The sequence below is a fragment of the Falsiruegeria litorea R37 genome, assembly GCF_900172225.1.
Classification (GTDB): Bacteria; Pseudomonadota; Alphaproteobacteria; order Rhodobacterales; family Rhodobacteraceae; genus Falsiruegeria; species Falsiruegeria litorea.
Window position 1 is genome coordinate 2,512,784 of the sequence record NZ_FWFO01000001.1, and the last position, 14,758, is coordinate 2,527,541.

A 14,758-nucleotide genomic window follows, 5' to 3' on the forward strand; every position below is an offset into this window, starting at 1 on the left:
GCGCTCAGACAGGAAGGGCTGCCAATGCGATGCGGCGCCCCTCGGACAGGAGCACGTTATAGGTGCGGCAGGCGGCCGGGGAGTTCATCACTTCGACGCCCAGACCCGCAGCTTCGAGGCTCTGTCGGAGAGATGCCGGAATGTGGGCGATTTCCACGCCGGTGCCAATGAAGAGCACGTCGATGCCTTCGGCCAGATCCAACAGGGGTTGCGCGTCGTCGTATCCGCCCCAGGCCTGCGTGCCGATGGGACCAGTGAGCAGTGCGCCTTGGATCACCTCTCCGCCCACGCGAAAGAAACCGGGGCCATAGCCGTCCACGGGAACCGAACCGGCGAAGGAGATCTCGTTCAACTGCATCAGTGTGCTCCGGTGTTCCAGAAGGGCAGCCCCGAAATCGCCGAGGCCGCGATGATGACATAGGCCGCGTTGCGATAGAGCCGCTCGCGATCTGGGTTGAAGATAGCAGTTCCGATGAGATTGCCAATGAAAGTTGGCACAACCATGAACAGGCCGATCCACGCGGCAATGCCGACAAAGCCCCCCTGCAGGATCAGGGCGGTGAAGAAAAGGATGTCAAAAGCCCAGAGGTAGAGCAGCGTGTTGGCGCGGATCACCTCGGGGCCGTGACGGCTGGCCATGTAGAACAGGATCACCACCGGTCCGGGCAGGCCCGCGACGCCGCCCATGAAGCCGGCACCGCCGCCGATTCCGTAAACCATCGGGCGCGAGACATCGCCTGAATAACGGAACCCCGACAGCAGGATGGCCAGCATCAAAAGTGCCAGGGTCGAAATGCCATAACGATAGATGTCCGGATCGGTGTGGCGCAGGATAAGTACACCGATGGGCACGGTAATCACGGTACCAATGAGCAGGCGACGCAGGTCATTGCGGTGGCAAGCGCGCCAGGCGCGTGGAAGGATCGGCAGCGGGCCGAAGGCGTCCATCACCGTCAGCACGATCACGGCCCAAACCGGCGGCAGCACTTGGGCTGCGGCCGGAAGGAACACCAGGGCCGTGCCAAAGCCGGAAAATCCACGCACAACGGCGGCCACAAAAGAGGCCGCCGCCAGCCACCAGAGACCCGGCGTCTCAAGTGCCGCCAGAAGGGTTTCAGGCATCAGGCATCAATGTCGGCGTATTGGTTGCCAGCTGTGTTCGACGGCTTGGACCAGTCGCGCTTGACCCCCAGGTAGAGCAGGATCGCCGAGGCCACAAAGACCGACGAATAGGTGCCCACAATCACACCCCAGATCATCGCAAAGACGAACCCACGGATCACGTCCCCACCCAACACGTAGAGCGAGATCAGCGCCAACAGGGTCGTGACCGAGGTCATGACCGTCCGGCTCAGCGTCTCGTTGATCGAGATGTTGAGAACGTCCTTGAGGTCTTTCTTCTTGTACTTGCGCAGGTTCTCGCGAACGCGGTCGAACACAACCACGGTATCGTTCAGCGAATAGCCCACGATAGTCAGAAGCGCCGCGATGATCGCCAGGTCGAACTTGATCTGAAGTTCCGAGAAGATGCCGATGGTCAGCGCCACGTCGTGCACAAGGGCTGCCACGGCACCAAGCGCGAACTGCCATTCGAACCGAAGCCAGATGTAGACAAGCACCGCCCCGATGGCCAGCGCCACCGCCAGAACAGCCGTCTGCACCAACTCACCCGACACTTTGGGGCCCACGGATTCGACCGAGATGAACTTGATGTCAGGATCGTGCCCTTGCAGTGCGGCCTGCACATCATTGACCACTTGGGCCGTGACAGACTCTGCCCCTTCTTGGGCTTGGATGCGGATCATGGCGACGTTTTCGTCATCGTCGAATGTGGGATCGAACACCTCGGTGATCGACACGTCACCCAGGCCCAAAGGCTCCATCGCGGCGCGATAGGCCGCCACATCGATGGGCTGCGGGCTTTCGGTGCGCACGGTGGTACCACCACGGAAATCGATACCGAAGTTCAGGCCCTGATAGGCAAAGGATGCCATACCAACGATGATCATCAGCGCCGACAGACCCAGCCACAGCTTCCAGCGGCTGAAGAAGTCGAACGAGGTGTTTTGGGGGACAAGTTTCAGTCGCATATCAAACCTCGATCATCTTGGGGCGGCGGCGTTCGAACCAGATGACAATCATCAAGCGCGTCACGAAAATGGCAGTAAAGACCGAGGTCAAGATCCCCAGCCCAAGTGTGATGGCAAAGCCGCGCACAGGGCCCGAGCCCATGGCAAAGAGGATCACGGCCGTAATAAAGGTGGTGATGTTGGCATCCAGAATGGCCGACAGCGCCTTTTCATAGCCCAACTCGATGGCGCGCGCCGGGCCTTTGGCGGTTTTCAGCTCTTCGCGGATCCGTTCAAAGATCAGCACGTTGGCATCCACCGCCATCCCGACAGTCAGAACGATACCAGCAATACCCGGCAGGGTCAGTGTGGCGCCGATTGTGGACAACAGGCCAAAGATCAGACCCACGTTGATGATCAGCGCGATATTGGCAAAGATCCCGAACAGGCCATAGCTGAGCGCCATGAAGACCAGCACGGCAACAAAGGCCACGATGGTGGCGACCTTGCCCGCGTCGATACTGTCCTGACCCAACTCGGGGCCGATGGTGCGTTCTTCCAGGAACTCCAACCCTGCAGGCAAGGCACCGGCGCGCAGCAGCACGGCCAGGTTGGTGCTTTCCTCGACGGTGAAGTTGCCGGTGATGATGCCCGAGCCGCCGGGAATGTGGCTTTGGATCACAGGGGCGCTGATCACCTCGTTGTCCAGAACAATGGCAAAGGGTGACCCGATGTTGTCGCGGGTATAGTCGCCGAACTTGCGCGCACCGGATGTGTTGAACCGGAAGCTGACCGCCGGGCGACCGTTCTGATCAAAGCTTGGCTGCGCATCGACCAGCTCTTCGCCGGTGACGACCGGGGCCGCTTCGATGACATAGAAGACGCCGGTTTCATCAATCGACGGGATGAGTTCGTTACCAACACCAGCAACGGCATTGGCATCCGTGCCACGTGACACCACCGGATTGAACGTCAGCTGAGCGGTCGTGCCAATGATGGCTTTCAGCTCGGACGCGCTGCCAATACCCGGCACCTGGATCAGGATACGGTCCGCACCTTGACGCTGAATGGTGGGCTCCCGTGTACCAACCTCGTCAATCCGGCGACGGATAATCTCAAGCGCCTGACGTACGGTGCGGTCGTCGGATGCCAGCTTTTCTGCATCCGACAGGCGCACGGTCAGCACATCACCCTGCCCGCTCACCTCAATGTCTGTTGATCCCGCGCCGGTCAGCGTCTGGATCGGACGGGCCAGTTCGCGCACAACCTCAATCGCGCGCGACATGCCCTCGGGCTGAGAGATGCGAACGCGAATCTCATCCGCGGGGGATTGCTGCAACCGAATGGTGCCGACGGTGGAACGTTCGGGGCGCAGCGCATCGCGGATCTCCGGCCACATGGCCTCCATCCGGCTGGCGTAAACGTCTTGGACTTTGACCTCGGCGAGCAGATGCGCACCACCGCGCAGATCCAAGCCCAGGTTGACCAGCGAGGACGGCATCCAGTTGGGCCATTGTTCAGCCAGTGTCAGCCGCTCGGGCGTCTCGCCCTTCAGCTCGATCTCGGCGATTGCGTCGTTGCTTTGCTCGACGCGTGAGTAGAACGCATTCGGCAGGGCCATGAGCAAGCCAGTCACACAAACCAGCCAGATCAGAACCCGCTTCCAGGTATCAATTTGCAGCATTACCCTGCCTTTTGAATGTGTTAGAACGTAAAGTTACTTCGCCGGTTCGGTCTTGTTCAGAACCTGAGCGATGGTGGCCTTGACCACGCGCACCTTGACGTTCTCAGCCAGTTCAACCTCGATCTCGCCGTCATCTTTGACCTTGACGACCTTGCCGATCAGACCGCCTTGGGTGATCACCTGATCGCCACGGCGCACGGCGTCAACCATCGCCTGGTGCTCTTTGACTTTCTTCTGCTGCGGGCGGATCAGCAAGAAGTACATGATGGCAAAGATCAGGATGAGCGGCAGAAACTGACCGAGTGCACCAGCGTCCATGGGATATTCCTTTGTGTCAGGGGCAAGGGGATCGCCCCCTTGCAAATTTGCCGGGAACCTATGCGTTGGCCCGGGGGTTTGCAAGGGAACCTGACGCCGCGCATCTCATCGCGGTCACCCCGAGCCCGTTCTTTGTCGCGCACCGTTGCAGATAAGTCCTAGGCAGGCCCGTTGGCGCGGATATAGTCAAGTCATGGGGAGAGCATCATGATAGCAGTTTATTCCAAGGTCCGAAGCAGCCTGTGGACGTTGGTCACGATGTTTTTCATGGTGTTTCTGGCCCTGCCAGCCGTGGCTCAAACCGAAGACCCTTCTATTTCGTTGCCAACCGACGAAGACCCCCTGAACGACACCTTTCAGGCACCGGTCATCGTGGATGGGAACGAACTGTTCGTGCTGCGCGGATCTAGCGCCCTGCCCGCCATTGAACGTGTGGCGCAAGTGCAAGAGCGCATAGTCGAAGTCGCCGCCAAATCTAAAAGCAAAGCCGTCGAGATCACTTTTGAAGAAACCGACCTGGGTATCAAGATCATAGCCGACGGAACGGAAATCAGCATTGTGACCCAGGCGGACGCGGATCTGGATCAGATGGACGTTTCGGTTCTGGCCGCCTTGCAAGGGGATGCGATCCGCGACGCGATCCTGACTTATCGCAGCGAACGCACGGACGAAGCCCGTGTCACCGGAGCGATCGAAGCCGGGCTCTGGACTGTGGGGTTTGCGCTGTTTTCCGCTCTGATCATCTGGTTGCGCCGCCGGTTCAAGCTGGGCATCAACGCCATCGTGCGTCGCAACTTTGCCGAAGTGGAAACCGCCACCAACGCCCAGGTACAGGCTGACGCCATCGCCGCACTGATCCGCTTTGGGGTGAACTTTATCCTCTTTGTGCTCTTCTTCCTGGGGGCGTACTATTACCTTTCGTTCATCCTGCTGGCCTTTGCGGAAACGCGTTATGTCGCGCAGATCCTGCTGGTCTATGTGACCGAGCCGGTGCTCAACATCGTTTTGGGTTTCGTCGCCTATCTGCCGAACTTGATCACGCTGCTGATCATCGGCCTGCTGACCCAGTATGTGATCAAGGGCATGCGGGTGTTCTTTGACGCGGTCGAGGCCGGAACCTTTCGCTTGCGCGACTTTGAAAAGCACTGGATCAACCCGACGTTCAACATCGCCCGCACGGTCGTCATCATGATCGCGCTTGTCTTTTCGTTTCCTTACATCCCCGGATCGGATTCGGCGGCGTTCCAGGGCCTGACCATCCTGATCGGGGCCATGCTGTCGTTGGGATCAAACTCGGTCGTGGGCAACGTGATCGCGGGGCTCTTCGTGATCTACCGCCGCTCGACGTCATTGGGGGATCGCATCCAGGTGGGCGAACACGTCGGCGACGTGGTGCAGATCAAACTGATGGAAACACATCTGAAGTCGATCAAGAATGAGCTGATTTCGATCCCCAACGCGCAGCTTCTGAACTCTGAGGTGATCAACTACACCAAGAAAATCGACGGCTCGGGTCTGTTGCTGCACACCACCGTCGGCATCGGCTATGAAGAGCCCCCCGAAAAGGTCGAGGCGATGCTGATCGAGGCCGCGCACCGCACCAAGGACCTCAAGGCGCGCCCTGCCCCTTTTGTGCTGTGGGCCGCACTCGCCGATTACGCGATCAACTATCAGATCAACGCCTACACGACGCGGGGCGCCTCGATCCCCCGCATCAAATCCGACCTGCACCGCAACATCATGGCCGTGTTCACCGAAAACGATGTGCAGATCATGACGCCCAGCTACATCGCCGACCCGCCCGAGGCCAAGATCCCCCCCGGAGAATGGAATGGGAAGCTGGCCCATATGGACGACACCTAGCCCTCGACCCTGACGTGCAATGGCGTCATAGTGCGCGCAACCTATTCGAGAGTTGTGTGTATGACTGAGCTACCTATTGAGCCGCATGTGATCAGAGGTCTGGATTTTGTCGGCTGGTTGCTACTGCTAGCCTTGATGATCTTTATTTTGGCCCACAAGTACGAGCCGATTGTCTCAATGGTGAAGCAACTTCAAGTGCGGCTAAACCTAGACCCTGTGAACACCAAGTTGTTTACACTCCTTTTGCTCACCTTTGGGGGGCTTGCTCTAGCCACAGGATTTCAGTTCGTAAAGGCTACGCTAGGCCTAACTGAGTTCGCAGAGACTGCGTCCCAGAGCGAGGCAATACGAAATACTGGTTTGGCGCTGGCTGCAGTCATTGGCGTACCATTTTTGATTTGGCGGTCGATCGTTGCACAAAAACAAGTGGATGTCGCCGAGCAAGGTCAGATCACAGATCGGATCAGCAAGGCCGTTGAGGGATTAGGCGCGGAAAAAACTGTTAAAAAGCAGAGACAAGACAATGGCGGAAACTTAACTTACGAAAAAGACGGAAACGGGAAACCCATCTACTCAAAACCTTTGATGATAGAGGTTAGTCAACCAAACCTAGAAGTCAGAATAGGTGCACTGTACTCGTTGGAACGGATCGCACAGGATAGTGATCGTGATCACGAACAAATAATGGAAATATTGTGCGCGTATGTTCGCCAAAATGCGCCTCTAGGTCCACCCAAGCCGCTCCCCAAGGAATATACTGACAAAATTGCGGGACTGAGGCACAAAGGCAAACCCGACCTTATGGAGCATGAAAAAGCTTCTGACGTCGCAAAGAAAATTCGCTGTTGGGTTGGCGAGTTAAGAAAGCCCAGGGAAGATATCAGTGTTGCATTGACTGTTTTAGGAAGACGCACTCAGAGACAGATTTCTCTCGAACATGGCTTCTATGACAGAAATGGAGAATGGCAAGGCTTCAGGTTGAACTTGAGGGACACCAATCTCACGAATTGCGATTTGTCAGGATACAATTTTCGAAACGTGGACTTCAGCGGATCAGACCTACGAGGGGCAATTCTGACGCACACAGAACTACAGTGTGCAAACTTTCGAGTAGCAGACCTAACTGGTGCAAATCTGGTTCACGCAAAACTACAAGGCACCATAATAAACGAAACCTTAGTTTTTGCGGCTGTGGCTAACCATGCCAGATTTGAGACTGACATAGTGTCTGGCCGAAGTACCTCTTTGAATCACTCTGTATGGGAGCTTGCTTCCCTTCAAAACACAGACTTCTCAGGCGCATGGCTATCTCCAGCAAACTTTGGCTCCGCCCGGCTAGATCGCGCCAAATTTAACTTCAACCTGAACAGAACTTCTTTTTTTGGGGCATACCTTTATCAAGCAAACTTTTCTGGATGTCACCTTTGGCAAGTGGATTTTTCTGAAGCTTTTTTCTCTTCTGACACCCGTTTCCATGGCGCAGTTGTCAAGAACTCCAAGTTCAGAAATGCGATCAACTGGAAGGAAGCAAAGTTTCGAGGAAGTGCTTGGCTGAATGAACCTGACAAGGGAATATCTTCTGCCATCAAAGCAAATTCAGAAGTTTTTAACGAAGACGACTTCGCCACCACCGATTTCATTCGAGAAGACTACTTTGAGCGCTGGAAAGAATGGCAAGTTGAGATTGGCTTCGACCCAAACGATCCAACGACCTGGGATGAACCAAACACCTAAGGGCGGCCCCCGACCGCGGGTGGGGGTGGAGCCCCCGCCCATGGGGGCGGTCGGGGGCTGCCCGGCCTTCGTCCGGGCGGGACATAACGACAGCTTCGTGACCTCTACCCTTCCCCCCACACATCAGGCATAACGCCCATAGTTGAATCACCTATAGGGACAAGACCCATGCACGACATCCGCGCTATTCGCGAAAATCCTGCCGCTTTTGATGCCGCTCTGGCGCGTCGTGGGGATGATGCGATGTCGTCGTCGCTGTTGGAACTCGACGAGGCGCGCCGAGCCAAGATCCTGGCGGCCGAGACCGCTCAGGCCGAGCAGAACAAGGCCGCCAAGGCCATTGGTGCCGCCAAGGCCAAAGGCGATGAGGCCGAGTTTGAGCGACTGCGCGCCGAGGTTTCCGCCAAAAAGGCCGAAGTGGCCGCGATGCAGGCTGAGGCCAAGGAACTGGACGCCAAGCTGACCGATCAGCTGGCGCGCATCCCCAACCTGCCCGCCGATGATGTGCCGGAAGGCGCGGATGAGGATGACAACGTCGAGGTGAACCGCTGGGGCACCCCGCGTGAGCTGACCTTTGCGCCCAAGGAGCATTTTGAAATCCCGGCTGTGGCTGCGGCGATGGATTTTGAAACCGCCGTCAAAACATCCGGCAGCCGGTTCGTGAACCTTACCAAAGGCGTTGCACGCATTCACCGTGCCTTGGCGCAGTTCATGCTGGACACACACGTCGACAAGAACGGGCTGACCGAGACGCAGACCCCGGTTCTGGTGCGCGATGAGGCGATGTATGGCACGGATAAACTGCCCAAGTTCGGCGACGACAGCTATCAGACCACCAATGGCTGGTGGCTGATCCCGACCTCTGAGGTGACACTGACCTATTCGGTTGCGGGTGACATTCTGGATGAGGGCGAGTTGCCCCGCCGCATGACCGCGCACACCGCCTGTTTCCGTTCCGAAGCGGGAAGTGCCGGCAAGGACACATCCGGCATGTTGCGTCAGCACCAGTTCGAAAAGGTCGAGATGGTGTCGGTGACGCATCCCGACAAATCGGACGACGAGCAGAAGCGCATGCTGCGCTGCGCCGAGGATCTGCTGGAACAGCTGGGCATCCCCTATCGCACCGTGGTGCTGTGCACCGGCGACATGGGGTTCGGCGCGCGTCGCACATTCGACATCGAGGCGTGGTTGCCCGGTCAAGACACCTATCGCGAGATCTCGTCGGTTTCGACCACCGGTGATTTCCAGGCCCGCCGCATGAACGCGCGCTTCAAGCCCGCCGATGGCGGCAAGCCGCAGTTCGTGCATACGCTGAACGGGTCCGGTCTGGCCGTGGGGCGCTGCCTGATTGCGGTGCTGGAGAACGGTCAGAACGAAGATGGCACCGTGACCCTGCCTGAAGTTCTGGCCCCCTATCTGGGCGGCAAGTCCATTCTGCAGCTGGACGGTTCGCTGGCCTAAATCAGGCCAGTTGCGAGACCAGCAAGGCGGAGAAGGTTACTTCTTCGCCTTTTTCTTGTCCTTCTTCTTGGACTTCTTGTCTTTTGGCTTGTCCTTGGATTTGTCTTTGTCCTTGGATTTGGCCTTTTTGTCCTTTTTGGCCCAGGCGTTCGATTTGGCCTTTTCCTTGGCCTTCTGGATCTTGGCCTCAAGCTCTTCAATCTTCTTGGCAGCCTTTGCGGCTTTGGCTTTGGTCTTGGCCTTCTTCTTGACTTTCTCAGCCTCTTTGCGCGCCTTTTCTTCCTTGCGGATTTTGTCGGCCTCTTTGCGCGCCTTTTCCGCGGCTTGCGCTTTGGCCTTGGCAGCGGATGTCTTGGTTCTGGTCGATGCGGCCGGCTTTACGGCTGGCTTGCTGGGGGCTTTGCGGGCCGCTGGAGTGCGGGCGGCGGCCGGCTTGCGAGTCGCAGGCTTGCGGGGGGCGGGCTTTGGGGCCTCTGTTGCCCCCGTGGGTGCACCGGCCTGAGCCGCAGCCAACAGCGCCTTGGCACGCGCCGCCCCCACGCGTGGGACCTGCCTCAACTGTTCCTCGGTCGCGCCGGCGACGTCTTCGACCGTTTTGAACCCGGCCGCGATCAACGCTTGTTCCAGTGCTTTACCAACACCTCGCAAAGAGGAAACAGATGTCATTACAGGTCCTTTCAGTTCGTCGCCAAAAACTCTTTCGAAAATGTATATACACGGGATATACAAATTGCAAATCGTGTAGAAAACGGGACTGGTTACTGGGCCGGTACACCTTCGCCACGATCCGAGGATTTCGATCTGGGGAACGGAACCAGCCGTTTGGTGTCCTCATCCCAGAGCTTGAGGTTGAGCGCGGCCAGTGCCTCGGGGAACTTGATGCGGCGCGGTGCAACCTCGGGTGGCAGGCTGTAGTGACAGGCCCGCAGACGGTACGAGGGGATGCGCGCGTTGAAATGGTGGATGTCGTGCAAGGTGATGCAGGCTACGATCAAATCAAAGAACCAGCCGAAGTCGAGCGCAGATGATCCCTGCAAGGCCGCGATCTGCGGGTCAAGGTCGGGGCGACGGTCCCAATAGGTGTCTTCGAAATTGTGCTGCAGGTAGACGAGGAAGACGCCAATCATGCCGCCTAAGAAAGAGAACGCCAGCCAGACGAGCACTCCGGTGGGTCCGGCCAGTGTGTAGAGGATGCCCAGATAGATCGCGATCGAGAGGTTGTGCAGCAAGACCCCCGTCACGCCAAAGCGCAGGGTGTTCTTGGGCCAGCGATAGCGGATGAAATAGGTAAAGGCCGCGCCGATGGGAACAAGCACAAAGGGGCTTCGATAGAGCCTGTAGAACAGGCGCTGCCAGACACCGGCCTCGTTCCATTCCCGCAGGGTCATTGTGTGGATCTCGCCGGTTTCGCGATGGTCCAGGTTGCCGATGCCGTTGTGATGCAGGTTGTGGTTCTGCTTCATCACCTCGAACGGGGCAAAGGTGAACGGGGACAGGCCATGGCCCGCCCACTCGTTCTGTCGGCGCGTCTCAAACAGCGAATGGTGGCCGCAATCGTGTTGCAGCACGTAAAGCCGCACGGCCGAAAAGGCGTGAACGATCCCCGCGGGAAGCAGTATGTACCACGCATGCACGTAGAAAATCGCAAGGTACAGCGACAGAAAGTACACCGCGAAGGTACCAAAGTAACTAAGGGCCGCGAGACGGTTGTCTTTGGCGCAATAAGCCCGCGTATGTTGCCTTAGATCCATGCCTGTCCTCTCCCCTGGATGGCCCGGTTCGTGTCAACCTATTCCGTTCAATCGTATGCCAGCATGCAAAGCTGGAAAATTCTGGTGTCTTAACAATAGAGTTAGCCGGAAAATCTCCTCACGTCACCTGTGTTGATGCCAAACTTGGTGAAATGTTCTTTGCGGCCAAATGGAACCGGGGCACTCCCGCCCGTCGTCGATGCCCCTTGCGGGACATCTCCTTCCGTTGGGCCAGGCTCACGCGGGCTTTGCCCGCGTGAGCCTGGCCCCCGGCCGTCCGCAGGACGCAAGGCCGCGCAGGTGGTGAGGTCAGGAGCTGGGGCGTCCCTTGAGATGTTTGCTCAATTTGCTTGGCTGTTTCTTGCGCTTGCCCTTGTAGGGGTTCTTGTCCCCCTGCCCCCGCAGTACCAGCCGGATCGGCGTGCCCGGCATGTCGAAATCTTCGCGCAGGCCGTTCACCAGATAACGCGAATAGCTGTCTGGCGTTTTGTCGGGATGCGAGCACATCACCACGAAATGCGGCGGGCGCGTCTTGGCCTGCGTCATGTAGCGCAGTTTGATCCGCTTACCTTGCGGGGCTGGCGGCGGGTGCTGTTCCAGCATCCCCGTCAGCCAGCGGTTCAACGCCGCGGTTGGAACCCGGCGGTTCCAGACGTCATGGGCGCGCAGGATGGCGTCGTGCAAACGCTCCAACCCCCGGCCCGTCTTGGCCGAAACCGTGATCAGCGGCGCCCCGCGCAACTGCGGCAGCAGGCGGTTGAATGCCTCTTTCAGATCACGCAGCTTTTCCTGCTTGTTGTCTTCCACGTCCCATTTGTTGACGGCCACCACAACCGCGCGGCCTTCGCGCTCGGCCAGGTCGGCGATGCGCAGATCCTGTTGTTCAAAAGGAATATCCGCATCAAGCAGAACCACCACGACTTCGGCGAATTTGACCGCCCGCAGACCATCCGAGACAGAGAGCTTTTCCAGCTTTTCCTGCACCTTGGCTTTCTTGCGCATGCCTGCAGTGTCAAAGATTCGCATCGGCGTGCCGGACCATTCGGTGCGCAACGAAATGGCATCGCGGGTGATCCCGGCCTCGGGGCCGGTCAGCAGGCGGTCCTCTCCCAGGATCTTGTTGATCAGTGTCGATTTGCCCGCGTTGGGACGGCCCACAACAGCCACTTGGAGCGGTTTTTCAGCGGTGATCGCGGGGGTTGCGAACTCATCCTCGTCGTCATCCTCAGACAGCTCGATGTCCGTGACCGGTGCGTAGTCTTCGGCCTGCTTGGCCATCTTGTCTGCCAAGGGCATCAGATGGGTGTAAAGGTCATTCATCCCTTCGCCATGTTCGGCTGACAGGCGGATAGGCTCGCCCAGACCCAAAGCAAAGGCTTCCAGCACGCCGGCGTCTGCGGCAGATCCTTCCCCCTTGTTGGCGGCCAGGATCACATGGTCGGCGCGCTTGCGCAGGATTTCGGCAAATATCTCGTCCGTGGGCGTCACGCCGGTGCGCGCGTCGATCATAAAGAGGCAGACATCGGCCATATCCACCGCACGTTCCGTCAACCGGCGCATGCGGCCTTGCAGGCTGTCGTCTGTGGCATCTTCCAGACCGGCGGTGTCGATCACGGTAAAGCGCAGATCGCCCAAGCGGGCCTCGCCTTCGCGCAGGTCACGCGTGACCCCCGGCTGGTCATCGACCAGGGCCAGGCGTTTGCCCACAAGGCGGTTGAACAGAGTGGATTTGCCCACATTGGGGCGCCCCACGATGGCGAGGGTCATCGACATGGTTTCAAACTTTGCAAAGCTCCAAGATGCGCCCTTTAGCGCATCTTGGCGTCAACGGAAAGCGTGCAATTGACCTTTGGCACCCACAACATAGAGCGTGTTGCCTGCAACAACGGGTCCTGTGGTGGCCCCACCGGGCACCGGAACCTGCCCCAACAGCGCGCCATCCGTGGGATTATAAAGCCGCAGGTAACCATCATTTGAGGCCAAAACAATACGTCCCCCCGCCAGGATCGGGCCATAATGGGCAAAGACGGCACCGCGTTTGCGTGGCTTGTCCTTGACGAATCCCGGCAGATCACGCGCCCAGATGACCGAACCGTCGGATGCACTCAATCGCATCAATTGGCTGCGGTCACTGACCAGGAACACACTGTCGCCAGCAGGCCAGACCGGACCAACGGCCCCTTCTGCTGCGGTCCATTTACGTTCGCCGGATTCGGAATCGAAGGCCACCGTACGCCCCGAGTGGTTGCCCGCATAAAGCGTGCTGCCGGAAATCACCGGGCTGCCGGTCACGTCGCCAATACGCGACGCGGCGCGACCTTTGCGTTCACCGGTAACCGAGGCAAACCAGCGCCGGACCCCGCCTTTGCGGAAGGACGCAATGATGTCACCCGACCCAAAAGCGAAAATCACCAAATCGCGGGTCAACGCAGGTGACGGTGCACCCAAAACGTTGCCGACGCTTGGCGTGCCGCTCAGTTGCCATGCGATACGGCCATCCTTGGTGTTGATGGCCCAGGCGGTTTCATCCCCTGCCACCAGGTAAAGCAGGCCATCACGGATCGTAGGCGTGCCGCTGCCGGTTGCATTCAGTTTCTGACGCCAGCGGACAGCACCCGTTTTGGCGTCGAGTGCGGTGAGGCGACCGAATCCTGACGAAACGTAGAGCACGCCCCCGTCATAAGCCATGCCACCGCCTGTTGCCTGTCCCGAATCCTCTCCCGAGGGGACGAGGTCGGTGGACCAGACCACACCACCGTTGGGCGCGACACCGGTTACTGTTGCGCCGGAATCCAGCGTATAGATCAACCCGCCCGCAACGACAGGATCGGCTGTGATCCGGCGGCGACGTTCATCGCCTGCACCAATCGGTGTCGACCAGATCAACTGCGGCGCCGCGCGCATCGCCGCATTGTTGGTGCGGAAAGCCGGAGTGCCATAGTTTTGCGCCCACGAAGTGTTGCTGACCTGTTTCGGCAGGCTGATGGGCTTGGATTTGTTCACCACCTCGGCCGCTGCATCTGCGCCGCGAATATCCTCGCGCTCGCCAGGCAGGATGACTTCGGGCTCGGCACAGGCCGTCAAGAGCAGCAGGGAGCCGCCCAAAAATGCGGCTCCGGCACGGGAAACGGAAAACTTTGCAATCATCGCTCTGGCCTGTCGTCCTGTATCATTCCTGTTTCGCCCGGGTTCTCAGGGGGCCCGGCTCAGCCTTGCTGCCCCGGCAGGGGCTCGGGCGTTGCGCCCAATGCCACAATCAACTGGCTTGCGCGTTGTTGCAAGTCCGCGGTGGCCTCGGAATCCTGCAAGATCGACTGCAACCGGTCAATGGCCGCCTGCGCGTCCCCTTCGGACACATCGATCAGGGCCAACTGCTCTTCGGCCAACAGACGCAGCGGGGCGCCGGGCGCGGCAAGCGCGCTGAACTGCTGGCGTCGATCGGCCACCGGCAACGTTTCGGTCTGCAACGTCAACGCCTTGAAGCTCGCGATGTGGCGATAGATCTCGGGCAGCTCGCCATTGGTGGCCACCTTGTTCAACCCCTCGACCGCAGCAGCGACCTGATCGGAATTGGCCTCTGCAGCAGCGGTCAGCATGTCCACAACCGCCTGACCACCTGGCGAAGCCGCCTCGATAGCAGCCAAGTTGGTGGCGCGGGAGGCAGCATCATTCACACCCAGAGCGGCAATGATGTTGTCACCAAGTTCCTGCGCATTCGTTGTGGCCTGCGATTTGCGGATTTCATTGAAGGCAGCCCCACCAACGACACCGACAACGACCACGGCTGCGATCCAGCCATAGCGACGCAAAAGATGATACATCCGGTCGCGACGAACTTCTTCGGTCACCTCGTCAATGAAACTGTCGGTATCGCTCAT

13 protein-coding genes are annotated in these 14,758 nt (G+C 58.8%); 3 read left to right on the plus strand and 10 right to left on the minus strand.

Going from position 1 to position 14,758, the window contains the following annotated elements; genetic code table 11:
* Nucleotides 1-4 precede the first annotated feature (4 nt).
* Genes TRL7639_RS12270 through yajC form a run of 5 tightly spaced genes read right to left on the minus strand, consistent with a single transcriptional unit; the run spans nt 5 to nt 4,071 of the window.
* Nucleotides 5-358, minus strand: coding sequence for an Mth938-like domain-containing protein (locus tag TRL7639_RS12270; RefSeq protein WP_085795930.1), 354 nt, complete (start codon nt 356-358; stop codon nt 5-7).
* Complete coding sequence (locus TRL7639_RS12275; RefSeq protein ID WP_085795931.1) at nt 358-1,122, minus strand: sulfite exporter TauE/SafE family protein; 765 nt, start codon at nt 1,120-1,122, stop codon at nt 358-360. The genes TRL7639_RS12270 and TRL7639_RS12275 overlap by 1 nt, the downstream gene beginning before the upstream one ends.
* Nucleotides 1,122-2,090: a protein translocase subunit SecF gene (secF, locus tag TRL7639_RS12280; protein ID WP_085795932.1), complete on the minus strand. Its 969-nt coding sequence runs from the start codon at nt 2,088-2,090 to the stop codon at nt 1,122-1,124. The genes TRL7639_RS12275 and secF overlap by 1 nt, the downstream gene beginning before the upstream one ends.
* A 1-nt stretch (nt 2,091) precedes the next feature.
* On the minus strand, nt 2,092-3,753 hold the full coding sequence (secD, locus tag TRL7639_RS12285) for a protein translocase subunit SecD (protein ID WP_085795933.1): 1,662 nt from the start codon (nt 3,751-3,753) through the stop codon (nt 2,092-2,094).
* Nucleotides 3,754-3,786: 33 nt separating this feature from the next.
* Entirely contained in the window at nt 3,787-4,071 is a 285-nt protein-coding gene (yajC, locus tag TRL7639_RS12290) for a preprotein translocase subunit YajC (RefSeq protein ID WP_085796411.1), read from the minus strand.
* A 207-nt stretch (nt 4,072-4,278) separates the two neighbouring features.
* On the opposite strand from yajC, the gene TRL7639_RS12295 reads away from it, so the two are divergent.
* From TRL7639_RS12295 to serS, 3 genes are all read left to right on the plus strand, one after another.
* Complete coding sequence (locus TRL7639_RS12295) at nt 4,279-5,934, plus strand: mechanosensitive ion channel family protein (RefSeq protein WP_085795934.1); 1,656 nt, start codon at nt 4,279-4,281, stop codon at nt 5,932-5,934.
* 60 nt (nt 5,935-5,994) lie between these two features.
* On the plus strand, nt 5,995-7,668 hold the full coding sequence (locus TRL7639_RS12300; RefSeq protein ID WP_085795935.1) for a pentapeptide repeat-containing protein: 1,674 nt from the start codon (nt 5,995-5,997) through the stop codon (nt 7,666-7,668).
* A 168-nt stretch (nt 7,669-7,836) separates the two neighbouring features.
* Nucleotides 7,837-9,129: a serine--tRNA ligase gene (gene serS, locus TRL7639_RS12305; RefSeq protein ID WP_085795936.1), complete on the plus strand. Its 1,293-nt coding sequence runs from the start codon at nt 7,837-7,839 to the stop codon at nt 9,127-9,129.
* 36 nt (nt 9,130-9,165) lie between these two features.
* Here serS and TRL7639_RS12310 read toward each other — a convergent pair whose 3' ends face one another.
* The 5 genes from TRL7639_RS12310 to TRL7639_RS12330 form a co-directional block, all read right to left on the minus strand.
* Entirely contained in the window at nt 9,166-9,795 is a 630-nt protein-coding gene (locus tag TRL7639_RS12310; RefSeq protein ID WP_085795937.1) for a helix-hairpin-helix domain-containing protein, read from the minus strand.
* A gap of 92 nt (nt 9,796-9,887) precedes the next feature.
* A complete protein-coding gene (locus TRL7639_RS12315; protein ID WP_085795938.1) occupies nt 9,888-10,880 on the minus strand; it encodes a fatty acid desaturase in 993 nt (330 codons plus the stop codon).
* A 309-nt stretch (nt 10,881-11,189) separates the two neighbouring features.
* Complete coding sequence (der, locus tag TRL7639_RS12320; protein WP_085795939.1) at nt 11,190-12,653, minus strand: ribosome biogenesis GTPase Der; 1,464 nt, start codon at nt 12,651-12,653, stop codon at nt 11,190-11,192.
* A 51-nt stretch (nt 12,654-12,704) separates the two neighbouring features.
* Complete coding sequence (locus TRL7639_RS12325; protein ID WP_085795940.1) at nt 12,705-14,027, minus strand: PQQ-like beta-propeller repeat protein; 1,323 nt, start codon at nt 14,025-14,027, stop codon at nt 12,705-12,707.
* 59 nt (nt 14,028-14,086) lie between these two features.
* On the minus strand, nt 14,087-14,758 hold the full coding sequence (locus TRL7639_RS12330) for a tetratricopeptide repeat protein (protein WP_085795941.1): 672 nt from the start codon (nt 14,756-14,758) through the stop codon (nt 14,087-14,089).

Coding starts and splice junctions, on each gene's coding strand:
- TRL7639_RS12270 (WP_085795930.1), bottom strand. CDS start 358: ATGCAGTTGAACGAGATCTCCTTCGCCGGTTCGGTTCCCGTGGACGGC.
- TRL7639_RS12325 (WP_085795940.1), bottom strand. CDS start 14,027: ATGATTGCAAAGTTTTCCGTTTCCCGTGCCGGAGCCGCATTTTTGGGC.
- TRL7639_RS12310 (WP_085795937.1), bottom strand. CDS start 9,795: ATGACATCTGTTTCCTCTTTGCGAGGTGTTGGTAAAGCACTGGAACAA.
- secF (WP_085795932.1), bottom strand. CDS start 2,090: ATGCGACTGAAACTTGTCCCCCAAAACACCTCGTTCGACTTCTTCAGC.
- TRL7639_RS12295 (WP_085795934.1), top strand. CDS start 4,279: ATGATAGCAGTTTATTCCAAGGTCCGAAGCAGCCTGTGGACGTTGGTC.
- TRL7639_RS12300 (WP_085795935.1), top strand. CDS start 5,995: ATGACTGAGCTACCTATTGAGCCGCATGTGATCAGAGGTCTGGATTTT.
- TRL7639_RS12315 (WP_085795938.1), bottom strand. CDS start 10,880: ATGGATCTAAGGCAACATACGCGGGCTTATTGCGCCAAAGACAACCGT.
- TRL7639_RS12330 (WP_085795941.1), bottom strand. CDS start 14,758: ATGAGCGATACCGACAGTTTCATTGACGAGGTGACCGAAGAAGTTCGT.
- yajC (WP_085796411.1), bottom strand. CDS start 4,071: ATGGACGCTGGTGCACTCGGTCAGTTTCTGCCGCTCATCCTGATCTTT.
- TRL7639_RS12275 (WP_085795931.1), bottom strand. CDS start 1,122: ATGCCTGAAACCCTTCTGGCGGCACTTGAGACGCCGGGTCTCTGGTGG.
- serS (WP_085795936.1), top strand. CDS start 7,837: ATGCACGACATCCGCGCTATTCGCGAAAATCCTGCCGCTTTTGATGCC.
- der (WP_085795939.1), bottom strand. CDS start 12,653: ATGTCGATGACCCTCGCCATCGTGGGGCGCCCCAATGTGGGCAAATCC.
- secD (WP_085795933.1), bottom strand. CDS start 3,753: ATGCTGCAAATTGATACCTGGAAGCGGGTTCTGATCTGGCTGGTTTGT.